Origin of the sequence: Mycobacterium kyorinense (assembly GCF_002101735.1) — a bacterium.
Lineage (GTDB): Bacteria > Actinomycetota > Actinomycetes > Mycobacteriales > Mycobacteriaceae > Mycobacterium > Mycobacterium kyorinense.
This window is the reverse complement of the sequence record NZ_LQPE01000148.1, coordinates 1-10,332: the sequence shown is the minus strand read 5'-3', so window position 1 is coordinate 10,332 and position 10,332 is coordinate 1. Positions and strand designations below refer to the sequence as shown.

General features: G+C 64.6%; 11 protein-coding genes, 5 tRNA genes and 2 pseudogenes. 6 read left to right on the top strand and 12 right to left on the bottom strand.

Annotated elements, in window-relative coordinates; genetic code table 11:
- Positions 1-59 precede the first annotated feature (59 nt).
- The 7 genes and pseudogenes from AWC14_RS20505 to AWC14_RS20475 form a co-directional block, all read right to left on the bottom strand.
- Positions 60-176, bottom strand: coding sequence for a helix-turn-helix domain-containing protein (locus AWC14_RS20505; protein WP_084046958.1), 117 nt, complete (start codon positions 174-176; stop codon positions 60-62).
- Positions 177-179: 3 nt separating this feature from the next.
- A pseudogene (locus AWC14_RS20500) lies at positions 180-328 on the bottom strand (IS200/IS605 family transposase); the annotation flags it as partial.
- Between the two features lie 102 nt (positions 329-430).
- Entirely contained in the window at positions 431-652 is a 222-nt protein-coding gene (locus tag AWC14_RS20495; RefSeq protein WP_083071623.1) for a hypothetical protein, read from the bottom strand.
- A 58-nt stretch (positions 653-710) separates the two neighbouring features.
- Positions 711-1,718 (bottom strand): transglycosylase SLT domain-containing protein, encoded by a 1,008-nt coding sequence (locus AWC14_RS20490; RefSeq protein WP_084264319.1) that lies wholly within the window; start codon positions 1,716-1,718, stop codon positions 711-713.
- 60 nt (positions 1,719-1,778) lie between these two features.
- Positions 1,779-4,112 (bottom strand): hypothetical protein, encoded by a 2,334-nt coding sequence (locus AWC14_RS20485; protein WP_142281779.1) that lies wholly within the window; start codon positions 4,110-4,112, stop codon positions 1,779-1,781.
- A gap of 143 nt (positions 4,113-4,255) precedes the next feature.
- Positions 4,256-5,176 carry a hypothetical protein gene (locus tag AWC14_RS20480; RefSeq protein ID WP_249026339.1) on the bottom strand — a complete coding sequence of 307 codons (921 nt, stop codon included), beginning with the start codon at positions 5,174-5,176 and terminating at the stop codon, positions 4,256-4,258.
- Positions 5,177-5,307: 131 nt separating this feature from the next.
- The gene (locus tag AWC14_RS20475) at positions 5,308-5,634 is read right to left on the bottom strand and encodes a hypothetical protein (RefSeq protein ID WP_083071627.1); all 327 of its coding nucleotides are present in this window, start codon (positions 5,632-5,634) and stop codon (positions 5,308-5,310) included.
- A 216-nt stretch (positions 5,635-5,850) separates the two neighbouring features.
- Between AWC14_RS20475 and AWC14_RS20470 the strand changes: the two genes are divergently transcribed.
- From AWC14_RS20470 to AWC14_RS20455, 4 genes are all read left to right on the top strand, one after another.
- The gene (locus tag AWC14_RS20470; protein WP_139800155.1) at positions 5,851-6,153 is read left to right on the top strand and encodes a hypothetical protein; all 303 of its coding nucleotides are present in this window, start codon (positions 5,851-5,853) and stop codon (positions 6,151-6,153) included.
- Between the two features lie 37 nt (positions 6,154-6,190).
- Complete coding sequence (locus AWC14_RS20465; protein ID WP_083071629.1) at positions 6,191-6,484, top strand: hypothetical protein; 294 nt, start codon at positions 6,191-6,193, stop codon at positions 6,482-6,484.
- A 170-nt stretch (positions 6,485-6,654) separates the two neighbouring features.
- A complete protein-coding gene (locus tag AWC14_RS20460) occupies positions 6,655-7,032 on the top strand; it encodes a hypothetical protein (protein ID WP_084024781.1) in 378 nt (125 codons plus the stop codon).
- Between the two features lie 182 nt (positions 7,033-7,214).
- Positions 7,215-7,499, top strand: coding sequence for a hypothetical protein (locus AWC14_RS20455; RefSeq protein ID WP_085241420.1), 285 nt, complete (start codon positions 7,215-7,217; stop codon positions 7,497-7,499).
- Positions 7,500-7,737: 238 nt separating this feature from the next.
- Here the strand turns inward: AWC14_RS20455 and AWC14_RS20450 are convergent.
- Positions 7,738-7,815: transfer RNA gene (locus AWC14_RS20450), tRNA-Ile, on the bottom strand.
- Between the two features lie 318 nt (positions 7,816-8,133).
- Between AWC14_RS20450 and AWC14_RS20445 the strand changes: the two are divergent.
- Positions 8,134-8,605: pseudogene (locus AWC14_RS20445) on the top strand (DIP1984 family protein).
- 350 nt (positions 8,606-8,955) lie between these two features.
- On the opposite strand, the gene AWC14_RS20440 reads toward AWC14_RS20445, so the two are convergent.
- Positions 8,956-9,029: transfer RNA gene (locus tag AWC14_RS20440), tRNA-Arg, on the bottom strand.
- Positions 9,030-9,139: 110 nt separating this feature from the next.
- Positions 9,140-9,214: transfer RNA gene (locus AWC14_RS20435), tRNA-Leu, on the bottom strand.
- Between the two features lie 62 nt (positions 9,215-9,276).
- Here AWC14_RS20435 and AWC14_RS20430 point away from each other — a divergent pair.
- Entirely contained in the window at positions 9,277-9,795 is a 519-nt protein-coding gene (locus AWC14_RS20430; protein WP_139800156.1) for a hypothetical protein, read from the top strand.
- 284 nt (positions 9,796-10,079) lie between these two features.
- Here the strand turns inward: AWC14_RS20430 and AWC14_RS20425 are convergent.
- Both AWC14_RS20425 and AWC14_RS20420 read right to left on the bottom strand, forming a co-directional pair.
- Positions 10,080-10,154 (bottom strand) — tRNA-Arg (locus tag AWC14_RS20425).
- A 13-nt stretch (positions 10,155-10,167) separates the two neighbouring features.
- Positions 10,168-10,240: transfer RNA gene (locus AWC14_RS20420), tRNA-Arg, on the bottom strand.
- Positions 10,241-10,332 lie beyond the last annotated feature (92 nt).

Here is a 10,332-nt window from a genome sequence, read left to right as displayed (position 1 = left end):
GCGACCAGTATGACCCGACAGGCGCAGCGTTCGAATCACCGTCGAACCGCCGGCCACGATTACGGGTCATCTCTTAGGCCGGCGTTCCACACCGCGCGGCACGCCGCACCGATCTGTTCGGCGAACTCAGCTTGTTCGTCGCTGAACTCGACTCGAAAACGGCGACCCGCCAGCATGATTCAGCGGTCCTTCGGCGTCTCGACATACCGCTTGATCACCGACAACGGCGCACCCCCACCGTTGCCACGAAATACGAGTTCGTCCACAACGACGGCAACCGCGAGCCTAGCCAGGGAAGCTCCTCGCGCAACAGACGCGACGACCGGCCAGGCTCGTGGGCCTGAGGCCGACAGTTCATCCACGCCCCGCGTCGGCGGTACTCGCGGCGCTCAGTGATTCGCATCGTTGTCCTCGTTCCTATTGCGGACATCTACTGCGGTGCAGCAAAGGTCATGCAGCGGTAGTCCTTGGTTTCAGCATGGGTCCAGCGCCATGGCGCGTCGGCGTCGTAGTCGGGCAGCAGAACGATCTCGTCTCCGCAGTACCGACATTGGTCCCGGCACGGCTCCTGCTCGTTGCGCGAGGTGTCGGCCGCCGCTTCCAGGATCATCCGCTCCATCTGGTCGAGCTCGTCGTCGCTTGCGGCAGTCACGGCGTGCTCCTCGTCTTTGTGCTGATTTGCTGGGGCCATTCGTAGGCGTGCTGAGCCGTCAGTAGGCGCCGTATCCTGCAGCTGCGCGTTGGGCGTGGTAGTGCGCCAAACCATTGCCGTCTGCTCCTATGCCGTGCCCGGCCATCTGGTAAGCCACCGACGCCGAAGCGTTGGCCACCGGGTCGTAGATGTTGTTCGAGGTTCCACCGACGTGGTAGCGCGCGAATGTCTCTGCGGTGGTCTGCCAGAGGCCGCGGCTGCAGTTCAACCTCGCACCGTCTGCCTGGATGGGGCCTACCGCGTTCGAGTCTTCGTGGTTGACCGCGTCGGGAACACCGCTGGATTCCCTCATGCCTTGGTTGTACATGATGTCGCGCCAATGCGCGCGTACTTGTGGGTCGCGGCTAATTCCGTTGTTGTCCAACGCTTTATCGATCACTGCGACCAGTTGTGATTTCGTCAGCGGCGCATTCAGGCCTGTCTGGCGGAAGTCGATGCCGCTGATCGACAACGGCTGATGGCCGCCGGCGGGTCCGAAATCACCGCTGCGCCCGGCTGGGTCGGCGCCGGAGAGGTCGGCACCGGCGAGCAGTTTAGCCAACGCATCCGGTGCGATGTTGACCATGTCGGGGGCAAGTTGCGGAGCGGGCGGCATCGCCGGTGCGGGCGCCGGCGCGGTCATCGCGGGCGCGGGAGCCTGCTCGGCCGTGGGGGCGGCCAGCGGTGACGCGGGGCCCACGGGCCGGTTCAACGCATCACGCAGCGCCGCGAGGCCGCCGGGGTCGATCTGGCGGGCGCGCGCGGCGCTGGCGCGGTCGGTATCGGCGAGATCGGAGACCGCGCGTTTGCCTTTCCCTAGCGTGTCGTCGGTCGTGTCGATGCTGCTTTTGGTTTTGTCGTTGTGGTCCCGCAGAGCCGAGGAGATCGCTGGGTCGCCGATGCCGGAGGGGTCGTGGTCGGGTAGCGCTTGTCGCTGATCACGAAGTCCCCCTTGGGTGTTGGTGTAGACGCCCAAGGCTTCGTCTTCGCGGTATCCGATCTGCGGCGACGGCCCGGCCTGTGTCATCGACTACCTCCTGATGCGCGAACCCGACCGTTGTTGTCTCGAGCCGGCGGTGAGCGGTGTTCAGTTCCCGGGCGGTACCGCGCCGGGGTCCAGGCCGGGCCGCCCGGGCGGCGGGCCCTGTTGCGGGATTACGCCGGTGTGGGTGTCCTGAGTCGTCACCGGTGCGGCCGGCGGCGGGGCCTGCGCCGAGGTCTGCTGGATGGTTTGCGCTTCGGCGCCAGGCGTTGCAGCGCCGTCGTCGACGAGCCGGAACAAGCCTTCGTGAGGGCCCCCGCCGGTCGTGACCTCGTCGAGCGGCTTGACTTCGCCTTGCTCGGTGATGGCCCAGTCCTTGCCGCCTTGCTCGCCGAGGTAGACCGCGTTCTGGTTGTTGGCGCCCATGATCACGTTGCCCGGTTTAAGGTCACTGGATCCCACCGGTGTGCCGATGTCCTGTCCAGGCGGCGGCAACCGGAAACCTGCCTCCGAGGCGGCCTGGCGGATGCTCTTGTGGCTCGAGCCGTCGGTGCCCGCCAAGTTGTGCGCCAACGCGGCCAGCTTCGGGTTGTCGAAAGTCCACTTCCGCCCACCGATTTCGGTGGTGTTGGCTGCCCCTGGGGGGCCACCGGGCGTGCCCGGCGCACCGGGCCCTGGCGGGTGGGCGGGCCCGGGGGTCTTGTGGCCGGCCGGCGTCATCGCGGCGCCGGGATCGGCGGCGACCCCGGTTGCGGGGCCGTCGCCGGGCTTTGTCGGCGCATGCTCGGAGGCGGGCTTTTCTTTGAGCCTGTCGTCGAGCGCCTTTTTCAGATCGGCGTCGGTGACTCCCGGGTGCGCCAGCGGATTCTGGCCCGGATGGGCGGCGTTGGCCAGGCCGGGGATGTTCCCCAGGCCGGGCATTGTCGGCATGGACGGCATGGTCGGCATGCCCATACCCGGCATCGTGGGCAGACCACTGCGCAGCAACGACGCCAAATCTTTGGCCTGCTGGTCCGGATTGTTCGATGCCGGCGGCGCGGCCGGCGGGGCGGCTGGCGGCGGCGCGGCCGGGGCTGGCTCCGGCTGGGGTTTGGTCGCGCCGGTGTCGGTGGTCGACTGCGCGGGGGTGCCGGATCCGTGGTAGTCGGCGATCGTGAAGGAATCCGCTGCGCCCGCCAACGCTTGAGCGGTGCGATTCATCTCCTCGACAGCGTTCTTAAGGTTCGCCGTCGAATCGCTCATGTTGGCCTCGTTCACGTGGTTGGCCATGAACGGGATCAGACCCGACGTCGAGTTGTTGATCTCTTGCCGATTCGTAAGGTTTACCTGCCGGAACGCTTGGTAGGCGTCGTTGAAGTTGGTGGCACCACCCATCAGTTGGCGACCCATCGCAGGCAGCACGGTGTCACGCAGCTCCTCCAACGCGGTCACGCTCGGCTTGGCCTTGGCCCACGTCGCCGCCACATAGGGTTCCTCGGTCGGCGTCTTGTAGGCCGCCTGGATCGACTGAATCAGGCCATCCACTTTGCCTGCGAGCGCATTGACTTTCGCAGCGACAGCCGAAAAGTTGGTCGTCGTCTCGATCGCGGGCGACACTGTAGGCCACACGTCATCGGGGTGGAACTCGAACGCGGCATTGTTGGTGCGCACCATGCCCTGATCCATGCGCACGATGGTGCCGTCACGGTTACCGTCGTGAGTCAACGGCAGAAAGTAGGTGCGCGGCGGCTCCGGGCGGGCATTCAAGTCCGGGGCCCCACCGGGACCGAACAGCTCCGAAATCAGGTTGTTGACCGCACGCCGTTCGTCGGTGTCGAACACCCAGAACGCCGCAGTGATCGCCAATCCCAGACCGGGAAGCGACATCGTTCCGAGCCGCAGCGCGGTCTGGGCGCCCAGCTTGGCGCCCATCAGGGCGCCGCGGCGGGCAGCCAGAGCGCTCGCTTCGGCGAGCCCTTTCTTGATGCCGCGGTCCACGATCGCCTCGCGCAGGGTCCGCTGTGCGGCCTTCACCGCAACGTGGCCGGCGTCGTCGGCGATGTCACCGGCGGCGCCGACAGGTCCTTTGGGGACCGTCGGCTCCCCTGGCGCGGGGCCAGGTGCCTTGGGGGGTTCGGGCGCAATATCGGGTGACGGTTTGGGCCCACCCGAAGGTGCGGGCTTGGGGACCTGCGCGGTGGGTCCGTCCATGGGGCTGCCCGCCGAGCCGTCCAGCGAGGTTTGCGGGGTGGTTTGCGGCGACTCACCTGGCCGCGGCCCGGGCCCGCCCGGCGGAGCAGGCGCCGGCGGCTCGGGCGGTGCCGTGGTGGCCGCCGGCGGGTTACCGGCAACCGAGTTCAGAAACTGGTTGACCCTGTCGTGGCCCACAACCCGGTTCAGGCCGAACGCGCCGCCGAACGCGGCGACCGGGTCCATCCCTGCCCGGTAGACGTCATCCAACAAAGCTGTATGTCCGCCAGCAACACCGGGATCCGCCGCAAAACTCGGCGCCGTCACCGACCCGCCCCCATTGTGTCCGCCAGAGCCACCACCGGCCCATGGATTCAGACCACCATGTTCGGTCATCTAACTCTTCCCCCCGTTTACCGCCGCCGGCTTTCGCCGCGACCTATGACCCCCGATGTCGCAATCTCGGACGCGATGTCCGCACCTGTGAGATCAGGGTCCCTATTGATGATAGAAGTTTTGTCACGTCGTTTGCCCTGCGCAACGCCGCCCGCACCACCGGACATCGGCCCCATCATCGGCGACATCGGCACACCGCCGGCACCGGGCGCGCCCGCCGAGCCCGCCGCGCCCCCCGGCGAAGGGTCAACCGTAAACGCTGGGCTCCCTTTGCCTGACACGTCGGCGGCAGTCGTCACCCCCGACAAGGTCGGCATCTGCTGGCCGCCCCCCTCAGCCGCCGAGGTATGAGTCTGGCCAGCTCCAGCATCCAACTGCGGACCCGACTTTGGGATCTCCCTCGAATCGTCGTCGCCGAGACTGTCCAGCAGCGCAGCGACTGGATCCTCGCTCTCCGGAGAAAATGCGACCGGATCACCACCGCCGCCCTCGGGCACACCCGCCCCGGCGGGCATCGCCACCCGAGGCGCCCCGGCGTGCCCTAACGACGACAACACGCTCATCAACGGACCCCACGCAGACGCCCCTGGAAACGCGCCCGCCGAGCCGGGAGCACTCGGCAGGTCCTTCGTCGCATCATCTAACGACTGCGCCGACGCCTTCTCCCCGCTCTCAAACTTCTTCTGCGCCTCCCGTTTCTGATTCAGCAGATCCGCCAAACGGTCAATCGCGTTCTGTTCGTCCTGGGACCTCTGCGCCTGTTCCGGGGTGCCGGCCGCCGCCGCGGCCTGCGACGCTGCCTCGATCACTGCTTCCTGCGCGGCGCGGATCTCGGCATCCGAGGGCGTCGCCGCGTCCCGCTCAGCCACCAAAGCCTGCCGCTGCGCAGCCGCACGCGCGACGGCGCGCGCGGCATCGGCGATCGAATCCAAGTACACACCTCGCTGCGCTAGCGCGGCGCGCATCGCATCAGCGGCAGCTCCCTGGGATTGGTCGTCAATTCCGATGCCTGCCAAGGTTTCCCGAATAGCCGCGATATCGGCCGCGACCCGGTCAGGCTGCCCCGTCATTAAGCGGTCCTTTCGCCCGCGCCAAGCAGGCGCTGATAATCACTGAGCCACGCTTCAAAAGCGTTGATAATGACAGCATTAAGGATCGCCTCAATATCGGCGGTGTCGCGTTTGCAGAACCGATCGACAATCTGGATCTCGGCGACCTTGCCTCGCCACACCAGGACTCCAACTTCTGGCGCGACGACGTCGTTGAGATACATGCCGACGGCTTGATCGAGGGCACGACGCCGTTGGTCGGCGACCGCTTCGATGTCCTCGATACCTGCTAAGACTTCCTGCAATGTTGGATGCACGACCTCGACGCCCCCCTCCAGCTCGCACACTGATTCATCAACTTTACCTTAAGGCAGGTAGCTGGCCGATAAGTGCCGCGCGCGCCGAAAACCCCGATAAACATTGCTTTAAAACACTTCTCGACACGCCGCGCCGAAATGAGGTTTCCCTTTGCGGAGGGGGTGTATGGGTCCTAGACTCACGCGCAGGGGGTGTCGGGATGGCTCGAGGCCCACACGCATTTCCAAATGGAAGGGGTCCTCAACGTGATCATCAAGTTGACGACTGGTGACATGCGCAATATCGCGTCCACCGGTCATTCGCAGGCTGACGACTTCAGCAACGTCTACAACCAGGTGGCCAACCTCGCCGACGATCTGGCGATGTCGGGCATGCAGGGAATGGCCGGACCGGCGTTGTCCGCCAAGGCCGCTGAGTTGCGCCAGCAGGTTCATCAGCACTCGGAGACCGCCAAGGAGAAATTCCTCGCCGTGTCCGGGTTCGCCGACCGCACCGATGAGGCTGAGCACGAACGCCAGTCCCGAATCTTCAGCATCCAGTCGCTGTAAGCCCATCCGACACACTTCCTGAAAGAAGGAACACATCATGGCTGACACCGTTCTCTACAACATTCCGCATATCGAAAGCGCCCTGGCTACGATGCAGTCGCTCAACATGCAGGGCCAGGACTTGGCCCACGGAATGACCCAGCAATACCGGATCCTCGACGAGGTGTCGTCCGGTCAGGCAACCAACCGCGGTATCGAGTTCGGCGCCCATGCCGACCAGATCCGCGCCCACGCCGCCGAGATCCTTCAAAGCGCCCACACCGCTGTCCGGCAGGCCGCCGACGACCAGGTGGGTGTGGACCAGCACTGGGCCGGCCTCATGGGCCTGTAATGCAGCCCTGACTTGCAAGGAGGCGAAAGCCCCCGGCACATCGCGTGAAGCGGCCGGGGGCTTTCTGCTTGTCTGCGCGCGCGTGTGTCGCGGCCAATTTCGAAGCCACCCCCGCTGTTAGTCTCAAACTTGACCGTACGGATCGACTGTTATTGCGGAGGGGACAGACCATGGCGATCCCAGTGTTCTTCACTGCCGAACTCATGCCATTCCAGGACATCGCGGGCACCGTGGTCGATGAGGCCCTCGCAGCGCTGGGCAACGAACTCAAGGGATTCTTCGACGGCAAAGCCGACTTCGTCATTAAAGACGGCCACGAATCGGTGGTCGGATTGACCTACGATGCCAGCGCCACCGATCCAAACCTGCCGGTGGTCATCGGAACACTCGTCGCCGGTTTTCGCGGCGTCAGCGAGCAAGAAGCCCTCACCATCGCCCAGACCTTCTCAAGCAAGAACTTCCCTCGAGTCACGGCGTCGCTGGATCAGGCCGCAATCGTCACCCACCCCACAGACGCTGCCGCCGCCACAACCACCAGCGACGCATAGCAAGGAATACGGCCCGAACTCGCGGCGCTCACATTCGCTCCTACGAGCCGGCGATCGCCACATAGCGTGACTCCGTGTGCGCCAGGGGGAAGCAAAGCCTTCCGCAGATAGCGAGACGCGTTGTCGGCGAGGCGCGAGAATTCCTCGTCGGCTCACAACATGAGGGTGTTCGCGTAGACGCAGTGTTCCACTACGGCGCTGTTGATATCGATCCGCGCCACCTTGTGGTGTGGATCCTGTTGTCCGGCAAGGATGATGACCAGCTCCCCGAGTGGCTCGCAGTTCAACCCGGGCCCGCACAGCAGCCTGACTCCTGTCCAATCGACTATCAGTGGTTGGTGGAGCTGCGCACCGAGATAGTCCGACGATTCGCCGAAGCTGACTGGCCAACGCCGGAACAAATCGCCGTGTACGCAGACAGCTCACATCGAGTCAAGGCCCATGGAGGCTGGTTCTACTTCAAATAACCACACATCCAGTCCTGCCGCTCCCGGCCTACCGCACGACCGAACGCGACCCGCAACGATATGACGAACGAGTGTGTGCGAGTTCGCATCTAGCGCAAAGCGTCCCACCGCTAGGCCAGCTTCATCGAACACCGCCGCATTCCTCCGCAACCTGGTTCGTCTCCACCCTTGGACTCGGACCGGTGGGAGCAATGTGTAGCCACGGCAGTCGGCGCGGGGCCGACCGCATCGATCACCTTGGTGCGCCGAGCGGGGATCGAACCCGCGACCGTCACGTTATAAGCGTGCTGCACATACCAATCCGTGCTCCCGGCGCGCGAACATCCATCTGGGTGGTGAGCCCACGGCGACGTGACAGTTCACCACACAGGCGAAGGGTCGTGTCATCCGTGCCAGCCGGCGATCATGTCGCCGCGATCGCCGCGGCATGCGCTTTCGTTGCGTGGCCCAATCCGTAGCCCGCGCGCGGTTAGGCTGCTGCCGCATCTGATGGTGGCAATTTAATGCGTTGCGGGCCTGATCAGAGCCGCTATAGTAGGCCGCCGGGGGTCTGCCCGCAGTTTCGTTCCGCCAAGCCCGCGAGGTGTGCGCGCAGGGTCTGCCCGGTCGAGTATCGAAACAGGGGGTGAGGGTTGTGAAGCTGGCGGAAGCTCTATCGTTGCGCGCGGATGCGGTGCGCCGGATTGAGCGGTTGCGCGGTCGCATTGTCAGCAATGCTCGGTTTCAAGAGGGCGAGGAGCCTGCCGAGGATGCCGCGGCTCTGCTCGCCGAAGCCGACGAGGTGCTCGACGAGTATGAGACCCTGATGCGGCGGATCAACCGCACCAACGCCGCCACGTCCATCGGGGCGGAGGGCACGTTGACCGACGCGCTGGCTCGCAGAGACGCATTGCGGGCGCGTCACTCGGTGGTGACTTCTGCGGCAGACGCGGCCGCAGGAGCAAGCCAGCCCGGCTATGCGCGCCAACTGCGCTCTGAGCTGAAAAATGTTGTCCGCCTTGCCTGTTGCCGAATTGCGGGCACGCGCCGATGATCTGGCCCGAGAGCTGCGTGAGCTCGATGTGCGGATCCAGCGCTCCAACTGGGAGGTCGACCTGCTGGACTGACGAACCGAGGTGGCGCAGGTAGTTATCGCGAAGGCGTGCACAAGCCCCGCCGGCGGGCCAAGCCGGCTCTACTGGTGCACGAAGGGCAGTGCAACGGGTTCAACTCCCATCTCACGGCGCAGCCCAGCATCGCGCACAGGTGACAGGGCACGGCACACAGCACACCACCACGTGCAGATTCGCGACGACGAGGGTGGGCACGGGGCACACACCTCCGGGCGTCGAATGGCGCTCGTCTGGTTCAAGGAGATCGGTCGAACCGCTAGGACTCCAGCCGACGATGAGGGACGAGCGATCGCCGACGACGGCGTCAGCGACAACCTGGCTCAGCACATCAGCGCCCACGGCGGTGCCCACGGCGGGACTCGAACCCACACCACATCGGTTTAGAAGACCGGCGCTCTGTCCATTGAGCTACGCGGGCTAATCCGGTCACCGGCCGTTGGTAGCGACACCGGTATGCCGGCCTCGGCGGTGGCGCCGAAATTCCGGGGCGGTCGCTTGATCCGCGATCGCCGCTGTGTCCACCGACAGTGTCCCCGACAGGATTCGAACCCGCACATGTGCCAGATTTAAGCTGGCCGCCTCTACCGATTGGGCCACGGGGACCGGATCATTGCTCAACTAATGTGGTCTTTGTGTGGTGGGTGTGGAGGTTTGCCGTAGCGGCCATGGTGCTCATCGCAAGCACGGTTCCGGCGGCGCATGCCGACTCTGGCTTTCCTGACGTGAACTCCTATGCCGCAGTGGATGTCGAGCCATATTCCGTGTCCCTGGATTTCCTGGGGTATACGCACGGTTACCAGTTCGCTGCACCAGCGGGGTATCGGTGCCGGATGTACACGGCGGCGAAGCAGTATCCGGCGGATTTCGGACAATGTTGGGGCAGCTTGCCAGGGACATCGGACAACGCCGTGTCCATGTCGGAGGCGGCGTCGGCGCAGGTCGCCAGTAAGGATCTGTCGACGTTCGATGATTACTCGGTGTGGGATTCGGTGAAGGAGGCCGAAGTCAAGAAGAGGTTCGGGCCAGAAGACTACAGGGTGTTGCCTGTCGGTAGCCGACTCTCTCGCTACGATCTCACATGCGTGGTGGATGCGCAGATGACGGCGTGCATCACCGGCAAGAACGCCAGAACCGGTGAGCAGCATGGATTTGTGCTCTCGACGCGGGGTAATCATCTCTTCTGATCACGGTCATCACTGAATCACATCGCCGACCCCAGCTGCTACGACTGGACAACGGCACGGAACCGGCCGCTGACGCGATGCGTGACATGGGTATCCTCCGAATGTTTCGCGGCTTCAACGAATTCCTGGATTCCGGACACTACAGAGTGTCGAATGCGAGCAGTCGTGCTGACTGCCTGTTTTCTGTCGCCGCGACATTGATATCGGTGGTTCATTCCAGGTATCGATCCGAAAAGCTGGTCACTCCCAGCGCCTCTGCCAGTTGGGAAAGCGGGGCATCGTTTTGGCGCCCCCGGAGAGAGTCGAACTCCCACCCACAGCTTCGTAGACTGGCGCTCTATCCGTTGAGCTACAGGGGCTTTGGAATGTGAGCGCCCTTGGCAGGACTCGAACCTGCAACCGCCGGTCCCGGAAACCGGTGCGCTATCCGTTGCGCTACAAGGGCATTGGGGCGATCGGATTATCTGTAACGTCGATTGGGATGTGTAAGACAGGTACCCACGTGGATTTGGAATGCCGAGCATCTCGTCGGTGTCA

Excerpts from the sequence above, each read along its gene's own strand:
- AWC14_RS20505 (WP_084046958.1), bottom strand. The coding sequence starts at position 176 with ATGCTGGCGGGTCGCCGTTTTCGAGTCGAGTTCAGCGACGAACAAGCT.
- AWC14_RS20490 (WP_084264319.1), bottom strand. The coding sequence starts at position 1,718 with ATGACACAGGCCGGGCCGTCGCCGCAGATCGGATACCGCGAAGACGAA.
- AWC14_RS20465 (WP_083071629.1), top strand. The coding sequence starts at position 6,191 with ATGGCTGACACCGTTCTCTACAACATTCCGCATATCGAAAGCGCCCTG.
- AWC14_RS20460 (WP_084024781.1), top strand. The coding sequence starts at position 6,655 with ATGGCGATCCCAGTGTTCTTCACTGCCGAACTCATGCCATTCCAGGAC.
- AWC14_RS20430 (WP_139800156.1), top strand. The coding sequence starts at position 9,277 with ATGGTGCTCATCGCAAGCACGGTTCCGGCGGCGCATGCCGACTCTGGC.